The 15,667-nt window shown below is 60.6% G+C and carries 18 protein-coding genes; 14 read left to right on the top strand and 4 right to left on the bottom strand.

The features are described from left to right. The first annotated feature begins 106 nt into the window (after positions 1 to 106). From L6R21_04760 to L6R21_04730, 7 genes are all read left to right on the top strand, one after another. Positions 107 to 640 carry a Spy/CpxP family protein refolding chaperone gene (locus tag L6R21_04760; protein ID MCK6558487.1) on the top strand — a complete coding sequence of 178 codons (534 nt, stop codon included), beginning with the start codon at positions 107 to 109 and terminating at the stop codon, positions 638 to 640. 201 nt (positions 641 to 841) lie between these two features. Next, positions 842 to 1,453: an RNA polymerase sigma factor gene (locus L6R21_04755; GenBank protein MCK6558486.1), complete on the top strand. Its 612-nt coding sequence runs from the start codon at positions 842 to 844 to the stop codon at positions 1,451 to 1,453. Further along, positions 1,440 to 1,925: a hypothetical protein gene (locus tag L6R21_04750; protein MCK6558485.1), complete on the top strand. Its 486-nt coding sequence runs from the start codon at positions 1,440 to 1,442 to the stop codon at positions 1,923 to 1,925. Before L6R21_04755 ends, L6R21_04750 begins: the two co-directional genes overlap by 14 nt. A 14-nt stretch (positions 1,926 to 1,939) precedes the next feature. Next, positions 1,940 to 2,401: a hypothetical protein gene (locus tag L6R21_04745; protein MCK6558484.1), complete on the top strand. Its 462-nt coding sequence runs from the start codon at positions 1,940 to 1,942 to the stop codon at positions 2,399 to 2,401. Between the two features lie 118 nt (positions 2,402 to 2,519). Next, a complete protein-coding gene (locus L6R21_04740; protein MCK6558483.1) occupies positions 2,520 to 3,179 on the top strand; it encodes a hypothetical protein in 660 nt (219 codons plus the stop codon). A gap of 346 nt (positions 3,180 to 3,525) precedes the next feature. Then, positions 3,526 to 4,176 carry a response regulator transcription factor gene (locus L6R21_04735; protein MCK6558482.1) on the top strand — a complete coding sequence of 217 codons (651 nt, stop codon included), beginning with the start codon at positions 3,526 to 3,528 and terminating at the stop codon, positions 4,174 to 4,176. A 36-nt stretch (positions 4,177 to 4,212) separates the two neighbouring features. Further along, the gene (locus tag L6R21_04730; protein ID MCK6558481.1) at positions 4,213 to 5,283 is read left to right on the top strand and encodes a virulence RhuM family protein; all 1,071 of its coding nucleotides are present in this window, start codon (positions 4,213 to 4,215) and stop codon (positions 5,281 to 5,283) included. Between the two features lie 50 nt (positions 5,284 to 5,333). On the opposite strand, the gene L6R21_04725 is transcribed toward L6R21_04730, so the two are convergent. Further along, positions 5,334 to 5,477: a hypothetical protein gene (locus L6R21_04725; protein MCK6558480.1), complete on the bottom strand. Its 144-nt coding sequence runs from the start codon at positions 5,475 to 5,477 to the stop codon at positions 5,334 to 5,336. A gap of 499 nt (positions 5,478 to 5,976) precedes the next feature. Here L6R21_04725 and L6R21_04720 point away from each other — a divergent pair, with 499 nt between their 5' ends. The 7 genes from L6R21_04720 to L6R21_04690 all read left to right on the top strand — a co-directional run bounded on the left by L6R21_04720 (position 5,977) and on the right by L6R21_04690 (position 10,915). After that, positions 5,977 to 6,726, top strand: coding sequence for an isoprenylcysteine carboxylmethyltransferase family protein (locus L6R21_04720; GenBank protein ID MCK6558479.1), 750 nt, complete (start codon positions 5,977 to 5,979; stop codon positions 6,724 to 6,726). 180 nt (positions 6,727 to 6,906) lie between these two features. Beyond that, positions 6,907 to 7,134 carry a hypothetical protein gene (locus tag L6R21_04715; GenBank protein ID MCK6558478.1) on the top strand — a complete coding sequence of 76 codons (228 nt, stop codon included), beginning with the start codon at positions 6,907 to 6,909 and terminating at the stop codon, positions 7,132 to 7,134. Between the two features lie 13 nt (positions 7,135 to 7,147). Beyond that, positions 7,148 to 7,342, top strand: a complete 195-nt coding sequence (locus L6R21_04710; GenBank protein ID MCK6558477.1) for a hypothetical protein — start codon at positions 7,148 to 7,150, stop codon at positions 7,340 to 7,342. Between the two features lie 61 nt (positions 7,343 to 7,403). Next, positions 7,404 to 7,898, top strand: coding sequence for a DUF4395 domain-containing protein (locus tag L6R21_04705; GenBank protein MCK6558476.1), 495 nt, complete (start codon positions 7,404 to 7,406; stop codon positions 7,896 to 7,898). 227 nt (positions 7,899 to 8,125) lie between these two features. Then, positions 8,126 to 8,665, top strand: coding sequence for an OsmC family protein (locus L6R21_04700; protein MCK6558475.1), 540 nt, complete (start codon positions 8,126 to 8,128; stop codon positions 8,663 to 8,665). Between the two features lie 181 nt (positions 8,666 to 8,846). Then, the gene (locus tag L6R21_04695; GenBank protein ID MCK6558474.1) at positions 8,847 to 9,692 is read left to right on the top strand and encodes a methyltransferase domain-containing protein; all 846 of its coding nucleotides are present in this window, start codon (positions 8,847 to 8,849) and stop codon (positions 9,690 to 9,692) included. Beyond that, positions 9,689 to 10,915, top strand: coding sequence for an MFS transporter (locus L6R21_04690; protein ID MCK6558473.1), 1,227 nt, complete (start codon positions 9,689 to 9,691; stop codon positions 10,913 to 10,915). The genes L6R21_04695 and L6R21_04690 overlap by 4 nt, the downstream gene beginning before the upstream one ends. A 129-nt stretch (positions 10,916 to 11,044) precedes the next feature. Here L6R21_04690 and L6R21_04685 read toward each other — a convergent pair whose 3' ends face one another. The 3 genes from L6R21_04685 to L6R21_04675 all read right to left on the bottom strand — a co-directional run bounded on the left by L6R21_04685 (position 11,045) and on the right by L6R21_04675 (position 15,257). After that, positions 11,045 to 11,650, bottom strand: coding sequence for a thioredoxin family protein (locus tag L6R21_04685; protein MCK6558472.1), 606 nt, complete (start codon positions 11,648 to 11,650; stop codon positions 11,045 to 11,047). A 152-nt stretch (positions 11,651 to 11,802) separates the two neighbouring features. Then, a complete protein-coding gene (locus L6R21_04680; protein MCK6558471.1) occupies positions 11,803 to 12,624 on the bottom strand; it encodes a hypothetical protein in 822 nt (273 codons plus the stop codon). A 221-nt stretch (positions 12,625 to 12,845) separates the two neighbouring features. Next, positions 12,846 to 15,257, bottom strand: a complete 2,412-nt coding sequence (locus tag L6R21_04675; protein MCK6558470.1) for a TonB-dependent receptor — start codon at positions 15,255 to 15,257, stop codon at positions 12,846 to 12,848. Positions 15,258 to 15,667: the final 410 nt, after the last annotated feature.

The following is a 15,667-nucleotide window of genomic DNA, read 5'->3' as shown; positions in this document are numbered from 1 at the left end:
CGGCTGCACTTCCAACTTTCTCCGGGAGCGTGCGTCAAACAGGACAAAACCCATGAAACGAGCCTCGCGCGTTTGAGGCCATTCATCCCAACGAGGAGAGATTACCATGAAACGCTTTCCCCACGTTTTCACCGGCGCCCTGGCGGTTTTGGTGTTGAGCGCCGGTTTGCTGCCGGCGCAACCGCGGATGGGCATGCGCGGCGGCCCGGAGCGCATGCAACAGCGCAAAGACCTCACCGAGGAACTGGGCCTGAGTGCCGAGCAGCAGGAAAAGATCCGGCAGCTCAAGCTGGCCGCCCACAAGCAGAACATCGATCAGCGCGCCAAGCTGCAACTGGCCCGCCTCGAGCTGCATGAGCTGATGCAGGCTGATTCGCCCGATCAAAAGCAAATCGAGGCCAAACTCGCCGAGCTGAGCAAGCTGCGGGAGGCGGCCATGCGCAACCATGTGACCACTTTTCTGGAAATGCAAAAAGTGCTGACCCCGGAGCAACGCAAGAAAGCGAAGGACCTGCGGCCGTGGGGCGAAGGCCCCGGTTTCGGCCCTGGATTCGGTCGCTGTCATGACGGCCCGGGCATGGGCAGAGGCGAGGGCTGGGGTCCGCACGGCCGTCCCGGCATGTGGGATCTCGATGACTGAGAGCACTCTTTCTTGAGAGCAGGAGTCCGGGCAAGACTCGGCGTGGCGGCGGAAGTTCCAGCCGCATGGCAGGCCGCACAAGCAACGTTGAGTCTTGCCGCATTTCCCAAGCGGGTCGGCCCGGGAGGGCAGTCTGCAGCAGATGAATGCAGGAACAGGCTTTTGCGCGACACCGTCATCAAAAAAACGGAACTGCCGAACGTGTCTTTGGAACCGTACAACAGCGCGGCAGCCGCAACCAACTCTGAAACCGACTTGATTGCCGGTTGCCGCGCCAGCCAGCCGGAGGCGCTGGCGGAATTGGTCAAGCGGTATCAGCCGGCGGTCTTGCGCATTTGTGTTTCCCTGCTGGGCAACCGTGAGGTCGATGATGCCGTGCAGGATATTTTCGTCAAGATTCTGCGGCGCTGCGACCGCTTCGAAGGACGGGCGGCCCTGTTCACCTGGATCTATGAGATCACGCTCAATCACTGCCGTGATGAGTTGCGCCGGCGCAAACGCAAGCGCTGGTTTTCCCTGCAGGCACTGCCCACCGCGGTGGTGGACAACCTTCCCGAAGACGCGCGGCCGGTCTCCGAGCAAATCGAAGCGGAGGAGCTGCAACGGCGATTGCATCACGAGATTCAACAGCTCAAACCGAAACACCGCGAGTTGGTGGTCTTGCGGGATCTCGAAGGTCTGGCCTACGAGGAAATCGCCAGCATCAGCGGGATCGACGTCAAGCTGGTGAAATCGCGGCTATTCGAAGCGCGCCAAATTCTGAGCCGGAAAATGAAAGCCTATGCCGAGGAGGCTTCCCATGCAAGCAAGTGATGCCAAAACTTCTCATGTCGATGATGCCACCTTGTGGGCCTGGCAGCGCGCGGAGCTGGAGGGCGCGCCGGCGTACACGGTGCAGGAGCATCTGGCCGCATGCCACGCCTGCCGGGAGCGCGCCGCGCAACTGCAGCAACTGCTCACGGCCATGCAGGCCGGCCATCAACGCGTGCAGCCGACCCTCGCGCAACAGATGCAGCTCGTCCGCGCGTTAACGGAGCCGGCGGCGCCGCGAAGCATTTGGGTGCCGGTTAGTGAACGGTTGGTGCGTTGGCTGGCGCCGGCGGTGGCGGTTCTGGCGGTGCTGTTCCTGCTGCTGCGCGGCGAAACCACCGCCACTTCCAGCGTGAACTTGACGGAGGACGTGATCGATGCGCCCGAGACTGCGCTGTTTTCCGCCACCACCGAAGAACAAATGCAGCAGGCGATGCTGGAATTGATGTTGAGCGCGAATGAGCAGCAACCATGAAGCCGGATGACCAAATGAAACAGAATTTTTGGGTAATTGCGGCATTTGTGTTGACCTTTGCCGCCGGCGTTTTGACCGGCGCCATCGTGGTGCGGCAATTCGGCCCGCCGCCACTGCCGTTCGAGCACGGCATGATGCGGCCGCGCCTGGACCCGCGCCCCTTTCCCAATTTGAAGGAATTGCAGCGGCGCATGGATCTCAGCGAGGCGCAGCGTGAGCAAATCGCCGCCATCTTCGCCAAATACCGCGGCCAAATTCAGGAACATCTGCGGCAAGTGCGGCCGCCGATGCACGAACTGATGCGCCAGATGCGCGCCGAGATCGAACAAATCCTGACCCCGGAGCAACGCGAGAAGTTTCAGCGCATGGCCGGTCCCTTGGGCCGCCGGTCACCCAACCGTGACTGGCCGCCGCCGGACAGCGAGCTTGCGTTGCCGCCGGGCGGGGAAGAGGTGCCGCCTCCCGAGCCGGAGTGAGTCGCTGAATGAGCAGGCAACAAAGCTGCTCGCGCAGGTGCAGCGTGCAGCAATCTGAACGCGGCCGATCGCCGGCCGCATATCCTCTGTATCACCCTTCCAACCATGGGAGACAACGATGCGGTTTTCATCCCAATTGAAAACTCTCTTTTTGTTGCTGTTGGCCGCCGGCTTCACAGCCTGCCAGCAGAACGTCGGTCCGGAAGATCACGGCATGACCGCGGATCTCAACTCCGCGGATTTTGCCGTGGCCGGCTTTGATGATTTTCTGGCGAATGTGTCGGCAGTCACGCTCGATCAAGAAATGGCGTGCGCGCCGGTCTTCCCGGGCGGCCGCTTCCACCGCAAGCCCGACCGTCCGTTTGGCCCCGGCGCCCACCTCGGCAAGATTCTGCGCGAACTGGGAGCTTCCCGGGAGCAAATGGAGCAAGTGCGCGTCCTGCTGACGGCGCACCGGGAATGCGCTCAGGAACCCCTGGAGAATCTGCGCGCTGCCAATCAGGAGTTGATCGACGCTGCCAATGCCCAACGTCGTGAGATCATGCAGGCGGTGCGCAACGGCGAACTGACGCGCGCGCAAGCGCAGGAGCGGCTGCAAGCGATCAATGACAGCACGCAGCAAGCCATTGCCAGCAATCCCGCCAACGCACCCTACTTGCAGGCGCTCTGCGTCTGCCGCATGACGTTGTTTGGCGGCGTGCGGGGACTGCTCGACGCTGCACAGCAAGCAGTCTGGGATGAATGGGTGGCGGGTTTGCCGGAAGACGGGTGCCGCTAACGCCTCTCCGAAAACCTCACCGCCCGGACGCTTCGCCGTGAACAGGAGCACGTCTGATTCGACTTGCGCCTGCGGCGGAATCAAGTGCTCGGGCGGTTTCTTCATTTCTGAACAGACACCAGTTGGCAATACCGCAGGCGCGAAGTGCCGTGTTGGTTTGCGGGCCGGATCACAAATCCGGCCTTTTTTGTCGGTGGCGGAAGCTCCGTCGCAAAAATCCTCTTTCATTGGGCGGGAAAATTTTTATACTTTGACCCAACCATCAATCCCCGGCCGCGCCTGCCCTTCTCTTGCGCTTGCGGACGCGGCTTAGCCGTGCTTGCTTCATCAACTTCACATTTATGCCATGGCAGACAATCCGACCGCCATCAGCGTCGCCCTGGTGGATGACGACGAAACCGTGCGCAGCATGATCGCTGCGTTGATCGAGGAAGCCGAGGGCCTGCACTTTGCCGGCGCCTACACCAGTTGCGATGACGCGCTGGAGCGCATGCTGGACGATCCGCCCGACGTGGTACTCATGGACATCAACATGCCGGGCCGCTCGGGCATCGAATGCGTGCAAGAGCTCCGGCTGGAGTATCCCGAGTTGAAGATCCTCATGCTCACCAACTACAGTGACGACGAGCGCATCTTCGAATCGCTGCGCGTGGGCGCGGTGGGCTATCTGCTCAAGAACTCTTCGATCGAGAAACTCTCCGAGCTGATCAAAGAAGCGCATCATGGCGGCGCGCCGATGTCCGGCGAAGTGGCGCAAAAGGTGCTGGCCTACTTCCAGAGCCAGAAGAAGAACGTGAAATACACCGCCGAGCTGTCGGAGCGCGAGCTGGAGGTGCTGCGCGCTCTCACCGATGGTTTGAGTAACAAGGAAATCGCCGCGCAGTTGTTCATCAGCCTGCCGACGGTGCGCTTTCATCTCAAGAACATCTATGCCAAGCTGCACGTCAACTCCCGCACCGAGGCGGTGATCAAGGCGATGCAGGAAAAGTTGGCGTAGATTTTTGGACTGCAAATTTGCCGGAGGGCGATAAGAATGAGTCAAAGACTCCCGCAAAAGTCCGGAGATTCAGGAGGAAGCGGCGGAGAGATTCTGCTCTATCAAACCGAAGACGGCAAAACCCGCCTGGAAGTGCGGCTTTTGGGCGAAACCGTCTGGTTGACACTGAATCAGATGGCGATGCTTTTTCAGCGGGACAAGTCAGTGATTTCCAGGCACATCCGCAACATCTTCGAAGAAGGTGAGTTACAGCCAGAACGAACTGTTGCAAAATTTGCAACAGTTCAACAGGAAGGTGACCGTGAGGTGAGTCGTGAAGTCGAATACTTCAATCTCGACGTTATCATCTCGGTCGGTTATCGCGTGAAATCGCACCGGGGCACACAGTTCCGCATCTGGGCCACGCAGCGGCTGCGCGAGTACATTGTGAAGGGGTTCGCGCTGGACGATGAGCGGTTGAAGCAGGTCGGTGGTGGCAACTATTTTGATGAACTACTGGCCCGCATTCGGGATATTCGCTCGTCTGAAAAAGTCTTCTGGCGCAAAGTACTCGATATTTATGCGACCAGCATCGACTACGATCCGCATGCCGATTTTTCCCGAGAGTTTTTTGCCATTGTCCAAAACAAGATGCACTGGGCCGCGCATGGTCACACCGCCGCCGAGGTGATCGCTGCGCGCGTCGATGCCAGTAAACCCAACATGGGACTCACCAACTGGAGCGGTGACAAACCGTGGAAGAGTGACGTGGAGATCGCCAAGAATTATCTCGCGCCGGAGGAATTGGATGCCCTCAACCGCATCGTCACCATTTATCTCGATTTCGCCGAATTGCAGGCCTTGAACCGCAAGCCCATGTACATGCGCGATTGGATTGCCAAGCTTGATGATTTTTTGCGCTTGAGCGGGCGCGACATTCTCACGCATGCCGGCCAAATTAGCCATGAAACTGCCGTTTCGAAAGCGCACGCGGAGTTCGAGAAGTATCGCGCGCAGCACCTCGATGAGCCGTCGCCGGTGGAAAAGCATTTTCTGGAGGCCGTCAAAGAGGCCAATCGGCTTGAGCAGAGCAGAGAGAAGAAAGGAAAGCGCGAACTACCCAACTGAATGCCGGATTCATCCTTCAGCGTGCCGCCGCTTCACCAACATGATGCCGGTCACGGCGCCTCTGAAAAAAACGCGGCGATGGCAATAGCAGCACAGTCATACGCATCGCAATAGCAGGCGGCTGCAGCGAGCGAGGCAAAGCATCGCCAGCCGGCAGCTTTCTCCAACTGCCTAAATGTGAGGTCGATGCTCATATTTCGGCATTTGCGAACAAAATTTTGAACTCGCGCCGGTCACCGGCAGATTGCATCATCCACTTGTTTTGATGCCACTTGGACGAATCGTTCAGGTGGCATTTTGTTTTTGGCATGACTTTGGAAGAGGCAGGCTCCAACCTGTCGCCATTGTGCTGCGGCCGGCGTTCCAACTGCTCTGATTTGCATGACAACCCTGAGAGGTTGCGAGGAAAGAGTCAGGCTCGTATCGCAGAGCAGCTTCTTGCGTCATGACAGCAATTCGCGGTCTGCGCTCTCAGCAAAACCATCCCGAGCGATAGTAGAAACCGCGCGGCAATTGCCGTATCTTGTGCGCAACGAATCGACGGCATGGCGGGCGGTGACGCTGCCGGCAACACCGGCAAAACCATCTGCAGAGATAGGCGAAACCGCGAACGAAATTGCGTAGATTCGTGCACTCAAACACGCATGACCGCGGCCGCGGCGCAAACCCCTGTTACACCCAAAGGAGAACAAAATGAAGCGCGTCCTGATTTTCGTCTACGGCGTCATCTGCTACGCCGTCACCATGGCGACCTTTGCTTACCTCGCGGGCTTTGTGGGCAATTTTCTCGTGCCCAAGGCCATCGATTCGGCGCCGCAGATGCCGCTGGGACAGGCGCTGTTGATCAACCTCGCGTTGCTGGCGGTCTTCGGGCTGCAACACAGTGTGATGGCGCGGCCGGCCTTCAAGCGCATCTGGACCAAAATCATCCCCGCCGCCGCCGAGCGCAGCACCTACTGCCTGCTGTCCAGTCTGGCGTTGATCCTGCTCTTCTGGCAGTGGCAGCCGCTGGGCGGAACCATCTGGCACGTGCAGGAGGCCGCCGGCCGTGCCGTGCTCTACACGCTCTATGGCTTCGGCTGGGTGTTGCTGGTGTTCGTCACGTTCTTGATCAACCACTTCGACCTGTTCGGCCTGCGCCAGGTGTATCTCAATCTGCGCGGCCGGGAGTACAAGCGACTGGACTTCCAGACGCCGATGTTCTACAAGTACGTGCGCCATCCGCTGTACATCGGTTGGTTCATCATCTTCTGGGCCACGCCCACCATGACCGCCGCGCATTTGGTGCTCGCGCTCGCCACCACGATCTACATCCTCGTTGCGATTCGCTTCGAAGAGCGTGATCTGGCCGCCGAGCACGGCGAAGTTTACGTGAGCTATCGTCGCCGCGTGCCCATGTTGATTCCGGCCCTGCGGAGCAAGCAATCTCTGCAGGAAGCGTGAGGCGGCTGGCTGGCATCGCAGCGCGCGGGAATGAGTTGTGATCTCCCCCGCGCTGCCGGTTGCGCCAGCGGGGGAAAAGCCGCGCCGCGACTTCCCGCTCCCGCGCCGCCGGCCGGCAAACACATGCAACGCAGCAACACGGAACCGACACATTGTGAACGTCGCAACTCGAGGTGAATCATGAGCACAACCACAGTGACGGCCGCGGCCCGGCGGCATGATCTGCTGTACCGGCTGTACAAGTACTACATTCTCGACAGCATTGTCATCGTCAGGGAAGAGGGCTTGAAAATGCTGATTCGCAAACGAGGATTGAAATTCTTCGGCGTGATTTGCGCCTACTATCTTGTGCGTGACACGCTGCTCTACATTGTGCTGCCATTGTACCTGGCACGAGCATTGTTCTAACCGGAAACAAATTATGGAATCATTGCATCGTCTCTTTGAGCTGCCCGCCGGCTACTTCTCGGAAGAAGATCTGCAGGAGTTGTTTGAGGTGTTCGATCCGGAGAAGGCGGAGCAGAAAGCGGCTGCCGCTCAGGCGCTGAGCCCGCCGGCCGCCGAGCCGGCCTCCAGTTCGCTGGCCGACGCGCTGCGCCTGCTCAGCCTGTATTGATCTCTCCTTCACAATCACAAGCGGGAAACAAAACGGCAATCACAGCTACGGAGCAGTAACCTTGCAAACGCTTTCACCGGAAACGCGGCGACGGCTGGAAATCCAGGGTTTTGTCGGCATGAGTGATCAAGCCCTGACCGAGATCCGGCCGTGGCTGCGGCTCTCGCCCGCCATCACGGCAACCTGGATGGCAATGGCCACGCTGCTCGCTTCAGCAAAGCTGATGTGGGCGATGATACCCTTCTCCCTGCTGGGCGCGGTGTTGCCCGGCCATCCGTTCGACGTGTTCTACAACTTCGGCATTCGTTTTCTTCTGCACCGACCGCCTCTGCCGCGCTATCACCTGGCCCGCCGCATTTGCTGTCTCGTGGCTTCCTTGTGGATGGCGGGCACCGGCTGGGCTTTTGCCGGTGGCGCCACCACGTTGGGTTATGTGCTGGGCGCCTTGTTCGTGGCCGCCGCCTCGCTGCCGGTGCTGATTGATTTCTGCCTCCCCTCTTATCTTTACAGTTTGATTTTTGGGAAACCAGCGGCGTGTTCCGCAGGCAAAGTCTGAAGCTGCACTTAGCTGCGGGTGAAATGAGGACAGGTCTCCGCGGCGGCATTGTTCCGTTGCCAGATCCGTACTCCCTCGGCTGTCGTTCCGCCAGGGCTTTCTTGCTGCGGGTGTGCGATTCACTCCGGGACGACGCTGAGTTGTGGGGAAAATTTGTGGGAGAATGACAAAGCAACAAGATCGCCCACCCAACTGAAATACGCTGTTATCATACTCGGGAGAGGGACATGACCATCGCGCAGCGGATCAAAACTGCGTTTGAGCGCAACGAAAAAGCCCTGCAACTTCGCCCCGCACTGGGCAGAAAGACCGCGGTCACTAAAGTCACCGTGATCGATGGCCTGAGCTGTGAAATCAGCGAGGGCAAATGGAAGATCATCGCCGACGTGGGCGAGAATCGCGGCGGCGCGGATAGCGGCCCGAATCCCGGCATTCTGGGCCGGGGCGCGCTGGGCAGTTGCCTGGCGATCGGCTATCTGATGTGGGCGGCCAAGCTCGAGGTGCCGATCACCCGTCTGGAAGTCGAAGTGCAGGCCGATATGGACGTGCGCGGCGAGTATGCGCTCGCCGAAGTGCCGGCCGGCTATGTGGCAGTACGCTATCTCGTCACGATCACCAGCCCGGCGCCGGAGGCGGAAATCATGCGCCTGCTCGATCGGGCTGATGCGCACAGTTCTTTTGTGGACATTTTTCAGCGCGCGCAAAAAATGCAGCGCGTGGTGCGCTTGCTTCGACCCGGGCAGGAGGCTGAAGCGGGCCTGACGTGAACGGCGGTGATGATGCGGAATCCATTCAACCCGCCGGCATCTGGTGGGGAGAGGGCGCAAGGCCGGGCGTTGAACTAATCAATCGGAAGTGCAATCCAAAGAATTCACCCCCCATGAAGCAAGGCGGCAGAGCGCTTGTCAAAGCCTGCGCTTTGTGAAAGCGGCCAACCAGGGAATCAGCATGGAACCCAAACTGCAACGTCGCGTGCAGCGCTATGGCTGGGACAAATCCGCCGGCTTTTATGAGCGCTATTGGCAGGATCAACTCGAGCCGGCACAGAGCAAGATGCTGGAGCTGGCAAATCTGCGGGCAGGCGAGCGCGTGCTCGATGTGGCCTGCGGCACCGGCCTGGTGACCCTGCGTGCGGCCGCCGCGGTGGGCGCAACCGGCGAAGTCGTGGGTACGGACATTTCCGAGGGCATGGTCGAACTCGCGCGTGCCGTGGCAGCACAGCGCCAAATCGCCCACGTTGCTTTCTATCGCAGCGATGCGGAAGAGTCGCAGCTTGCCGGTGCCTCTTTTGATGCGGCCTTGTGCGGCTTGGGCATGATGTACTTTCCCGATCCTTTGCAAGCGCTGCGCGAGATGAAACACGCGCTGCGTCCCGGCGGCCGTGCGGTGGCGGCGGTCTGGGGGCGGCGCTCGCAGTGCGGCTGGGCCGACATCTTCCCCATCGTTGATCGCCGCGTGAAAAGTGAAGTTTGCCCGCTGTTCTTCCAACTGGGCACCGGTGAGCTGCTGGCACACACCTTTCGCGCCGCCGGCTTCACTGAAATCGTCAGCGCAAGAATTTCCACGATTCTCCATTATGCCTCCGCTGAGGAAGCTTGCGGCGCGGCCTTCCTCGGCGGCCCGGTGGCACTGGCGCATTCCCGCTTCGATGAAACCACGCGCCAGGAGGCATACGCCGAGTATCTTGCTGCCATCGCGCCCTATCGCAACGGCCAGGGCTATCATCTGCCGGGAGAATTTGTGATCGTGAAAGGCCTCAAGCCGGCCGGACCGGAGACCGGTGCACCGGCATGAACAAAAAGTGGCAAACCGTTTGGCTGCTCGCTTTTGCCGAGCTGCTCGCCATGAGCTTGTGGTTCTCGGTGTCAGCGGTGGTTCCTGCGCTGACCCAGAGCTGGCAGTTGCGCAGCGGTGACGCCGCCTGGCTCACCATGGCCGTGCAAATCGGTTTTGTGGCGGGCGCGTTGGTGAGCGCGTTTATCAACCTCGCTGACCTTTGGCCGCCGCGACTGGTGTTTGCCTGGGGTGCGGCCCTGGCCGCGCTGGCAAACGCCGGCATCGCCTGGTTTGCCGAGGGCTTGGCCACGGCTTTGCCCTTGCGCTTTGCCACGGGATTTGCGCTGGCCGCGGTGTATCCCGTGGGCATGAAGATCATGGCAAGTTGGATGAAGGAAGATCGCGGCTTGGGACTCGGTCTGCTGGTCGGTGCCCTGGCTGTGGGCTCGGCCTCGCCGCACTTGCTGCGCGCGTGGGAGGGCATTCAGGAATGGCGCGCCTTGCTTTGCACTGCTTCTGTCGCGGCGTTGATCGGCGGCATTTTGGTTTGGCGGGGCGGTGAACTCGGCCCGCATCGCGCGGGGCCGGCGGAATTTCGCTGGCGCTATGCCCTCGACGCGTTGCGCGAGCGCAGCGTGCGACTGGTGAATCTCGGCTATCTCGGCCACATGTGGGAAATCTATGCGATGTGGACGTGGATTCCGCTTTTCTTGCTGGAATCCTTTCGCGCTGCCGACGCCGGCAATTACTTCGGCACGCAACCTCCTGAAACCGCAGCGGCACTCGCCGCCTTCGCCGTGATTGCCAGCGGCGGCATCGGCAGCTTGTGGGCGGGACGGCTGGCCGACCGCTGGGGCCGAAGCCGCATCACCATCGTGAGCATGATGGTCAGCGGCGGCTGCGCCCTGGTGATCGGATTCTGCTTCGGCGGCAATCCCTACCTGGTGAGCGCCATTGCCTTGTTGTGGGGATTTGCCGCCGTGGCTGACTCGGCGCAGTTCAGCACGGCAGTCAGCGAACTGGCCGAACGCGAGTACGTGGGTACGGCGCTCACGCTGCAAACGAGCCTGGGCTTCCTGCTCACGCTGGCCTCGATTCGCTTGATTCCGTTGTTGGTGGAGCGAGTGGGTTGGCGATGGGCATTTGCGGCGCTGGCGGTGGGACCTTTGCTCGGCATTCAGGCGATGCGGGCGCTGCGACGCTCGCCGGCAGCCCTCCGTTTGGCCGGAGGGCGCGGCTAGGCAGGCGGCTGCCGCGCTGCACACACGAAATCGCTGCCGCAAAAACGAACACGGGCAAGACGAGTTGAGGCTCGCCTTGCCCGTGTTTTTTGCAGCACTGCCGCGCGCGACAACTGCAGGCTGCGGCAATCAATACTTCACGGAACAGCCATAGGGCGTGGTGACTTTTTCGGTAACGGGCTTGCCGGCCAGAGCTTCGTCCAACGCCGCGGTGACATAGTTCTTCGCTTTGGCAATGTCGGCCACGTCGGTGGAGCGAATGTCATCGATGCCGCCGGCATAAACCAGTGTGCCCTTGGGATCGATGATGAACATGTGCGGCGTGGTCTTCGCGCCGTAGAGCTTGCCGGCAGTGCCGTCTGCATCGATCAAATAGGCCGTGGGCGCCGCCTTGGCTTCGGCCAGGCGTTTCTTGATCACTTCGGCGGTGAAATGGCCCTGCTTGCCCGGCGCCGAGGAGCAGATCGCCAGCCAGACCACGCCTTTTGCCATGTAGGTTTTTTGCAGCTTCTGCATGTTGCCGCTGTGATAGTGCTTGCCGACGAACGGGCAATCGAAATTGATCCACTCCAACACCACGAACTTGCCCTTGAAATCCGCCAGCGAATGCGACTTGCCCTCGACGTCTTTCAAAGTAAAATTGGGGGCAGGCTTATCGATCTCGAGGCCTCCTGCAAACGCCAGCGGCAGGGCCAGAGCCAGCACCGCAAGCAGAAAGGGAAGATACATTTTCATAAGTTTCATCTCCGTTAAAGTGAATCACCTGAGGGGTTCCATGGCGCCCGTCGCGGGCACCGCCGTTTGAAACAAGCTCACCAGCAATCCAATCACACCGCATCAGATTCCACCGCCGCCCGCTGCGCGGTTTTCCACGCAGCGAGATGGCTTCACGGCGAGACGCCTTTCTCCTGAACTGGCAGGTCCACCCACAGCGCCTTTTCCGTGTTGTGCCCGCGCCAGCCTTTGTCCGAAATTAGCACGCCGGCGATTCGGGTCAAGGGCTTTTGCCGCAGCGTCGAGATTTGGAATTCGAGCTGATACCGGCCGGCCGCGGCCGTGAAGCGCGGGGCAACGGCATTCTCGATGATCATCTCTTCTGCCGGGCAAAAGATCAACGCATGCAATTGCTGTTTGAAAGCCGGCGGCGGCGTGAGTGCCAATACCAGGCTGGTCTCCCGCAGATAAGCTGCCACCTGCCAAGCCGACGAAGGCAGCGGCAATTTGGTGCGGGTCTGCGCGAACAGTGGCGCCCATTTGGTCGCGGCTGCCGGCAGACTTTCTTTGACCGGCAAGGTCAGACGCAACCGCGCCGATTCCGGCAGGCATTCTTCCCGGCACACCAACCAGCTTGCCTTGGCCTGCAGCTCGATCGCAGTGCCGGGCGACGTTGCCGGCGGCATCACTTGCACCAGCAGCAGTGTCTCACCATGATAGCCGTAGGAAACCAGCGGCGGATCGGCAATGCGCTCGGGATAAGGCCACTGTATCTCGCCCGCCGTGAAGCCTTCCGGCAGGTCCCACGTAATTGCGATGGGCAAGCCTGCGTCACCGGGATTGCGCCAGTACGTGTGCCAGCCCTTTTCCAGTTTCAAGCGCAGACCCACCCAAAACGGCTGGCCGGGTGTCAGCCATGCGGCTTCTGCAATCAACTCGGCTTCCGCATGCGCGGTGCGGACGGCCTGCGCGCCGAGATCAAAAACAGGCAGCATACAAAAGCACCACATCAGTCGGTTGATCAGTGTTCTCATGAATTCCCATTGCAGGGCAACCGGCATTGCGGCCGCCGGCTGCGGTGATTGCGACTGCCCGCCCACCCGCGGGTGCGGGCGTCGCGGTTGTTGCCTCCTGCTTGGGCGGGATCGCCCACAGTCAATTCAGCGTCCGTGAAAAGGACAACCGCTGCGGCATTCTGTTCAATGCCGCCGCGCCGTCAAAAATCATCCTCGTTGCGGTCGTCCTCCGCCGGTTTGCGCTCGCGCTCCGGCTTGTAGTTGTTGAAATTGTATTTGAGATTCAACATCACCAGCGGCGCTTCGCGGGTGGAATAGTTGTAGGTGTAGAAATCCACTCCCTGGGCGGTATATTCGTTCTTCGCCGAAGCGAAAACATCGCGGAGCTGCAGCGTGGCGGACAGCAGCTTGGGAACAAGCTCGTATTTGACCGCGGCGTTGGCGGTGAAGAAACCCGCGCGCCGGCCCTGCGTGGAAACCGAAGCGCTGTGGTAGAGGCCGTCCAGTTGGATTTGCGCCGTGCGGCCGAACTTGAGGGTGTTGCTCAGCCGGGCATTCCAGTTGAAGCTTGCGCGCGCCAGCGATTCACCAAAAAGCTCGCCGGCGAGGCGATAGCGGTAGAGATTGCCGGTTGCCTGCACGCCCCACCTCTTGCTGAAATCGAGGTTGATGGCCAGCTCGCTGCCCAGCGCCTCCTCTTTGCCGAGATTGGTCACCGAGTGCAACGTGACGTTGTCGGCATAAACCGAGCGCACCCGCTCGATGCGATTGTGCGTTTTGCGATAGTAAGCCTCGAGCGAAACCAGGCTGGGGCCGAGCGGAGATTGCAGGCCCAGCTCGTAGGAATCGATGAATTCCGGCTGCAGTGCGGGATTGCCGAGGCGCACGTTGTAGGCATCAGTCCAGGTCAAGAACGGCTCGAGTTCCCCGCCGCCCGGCCGGTCGATGCGGCGGGTGTAGCTGGCCATCGCCTGCTGTCCGGCAGTGAATTGCCGCGCGAGGTGCAGCGTGGGAAAGTAATCCCAACGGCCGATGGCGAACGATTCGGCGGCTCCGGCCACGCGAATGTCGCGGCCGGTGTATTCCGCGCGCACTCCTGCTTGATAACCCCAGCCGCTGGTTTCACCGGCATAGAGCGCATAGAACGAATGCGTGTCTTCGTCATACTGTGTGCGATTGCTGAATTGCGGCTGATAGAGATATTCGCCGGCGGCAGCGTCGAATTCATAGTTGCCGATGGCATCGGTGGAGCGGTCAAAATCACTCTGATAACCGGCTTCGAATTTTGCTTGCTTGCTGAAGGCCAGGGTGTAATCGAGGCGGGCACGCACGTCACTGGAGGGCCCGGATTCCGTGGTGCGGCGGCCGCTCACCTGCGCCGTGCCGTTCGGCCACAAACCGTTGATCGTGGCTTCTTCGCCTTCGCGGCGGCGGTAGAACACCTCGGCGCTCAGCTCATGACCCTTGGGGGCGAAGCGATAAAGATAGGAGAGATGCGTGGCGCCGAAAACGCGGTCGCGCTGCCGGTCGCTGATACTGGCATAGCGCGCGGGCGTCACTTCCGCTGCCGGCCAGGAGGTGAAAGTCTGATCGGCACCGCGCCGCGAGTTGCGCGTGCCGTAGCGGCCGCTCCAACTCAGTAGGTGCTTGCGACCGAGCTCGAGTTTGTATTCGCCGCGCACACCCAGCGCCTCGTCCTGCCGCCGGGAATCACCCTGGGATTGGATCAAAGAAGTAAGGCCGGCGCGCGTGGTGCGGTTTTCTTCGCGATCATCGCCGGTGAATTGGCGGCGGTTGAAATCCACGCTGAACGTGGCGTGCTGGCCGCCGGTGCGATAGTCATACAGAACATCAGCGCCGTATTTTTCCCCCAGTCCGGCATTGAGATTGGCAATGCCACTGCGGCCTTCTTGGTGATTCCGTTTCAAAACGACGTTGATGATGCCGGCGGCACCTTCCGGGTCATATTTGGCGGAGGGATTGGTGATGATTTCGATATTCTCTATGCTGGCTGCCGGGATTTGCTGCAGCGCCTCGCTCGCCTCCAGCACCGAGGGCCGGCCGTCGATCAACACGGTGAAATTGCTGCTGCCGCGCAAGCTGACATTGCCCTCGACATCGACGGTAATGGCGGGAACATTTTCCAGTACGTCCACCGCCGTGCCGGAAATCGCGGTGTGCTGCTGGTTGACGTTGACCACTTTCTTGTCGAGCTGATACCTCAACGCCAGGGCCTCGGCCTGCACTTCGACGGCGTCCATCTGCAGGGCCGTTTGCCGCAGCGCCAATTTGCCCAAATCTACCGCCCACTGGGGCGGCCGGATGACGACGTTGCCCACGCGCCGCGCCTCGTAACCGATCAACTGGAGCTGCAGGCGGTACGCTCCCGGCGGAATCCGGTTGAGCATGAAAGTGCCGTCGGCGCCGGTGCTGGCGCCGGTCACCAGCGTACTGTCTTCTTGGGTGAAGAGCATGGCATTGGCAAACTCGATCGGCAGGTGGGTGGTGGCGTCATGCACGCTGCCGGAGATCACGCCCTGCTGTTCCTGTGAGAACGCCAGCGCTGCGGCCATGAGCAGCCAGACAGATTGGTAGCGCACGTGTTTCCTCATCGAGTCTTCTCCTGTCGTTGTCGAGTCACCGGTTCCAATTCATGCACGGGCGCACCGGCAGGTCCTGCTGCCGGCGATAGCTGGGTTGGCGTGCGTGTTTTTGATGAGAATACGAAATCATCCCACGACATGCCAGCACAACCTCGGCGCGGCGGCAAAGAGGCTGCCCATCCGATCGCAGTACCCTGTAAGAACAAACAACGCGGTTCGCAGGCGCTCACTGCCCGCGAGCCGGCATATTTTACGTCGAGTTTACATCTTGCCGGCGAAGAGGAATGGAAAACACCGTAGCGACAGTCGCAGCACGCCGGGTCAGAATTACCGCCGCCACTCCCGGTTGCCGCCGGATGCCGGCTGGTTGGAGAGTCAGACTCGAATTGGACTTCGAAAGTTTTCGCAGCGGAAGAGAA

It is taken from the genome of bacterium, assembly GCA_023150945.1.
In the GTDB taxonomy this organism is placed as follows: Bacteria; Zhuqueibacterota; Zhuqueibacteria; order Zhuqueibacterales; family Zhuqueibacteraceae; genus Coneutiohabitans.
This window is presented reverse-complemented; position numbering and strand designations above follow the sequence as displayed.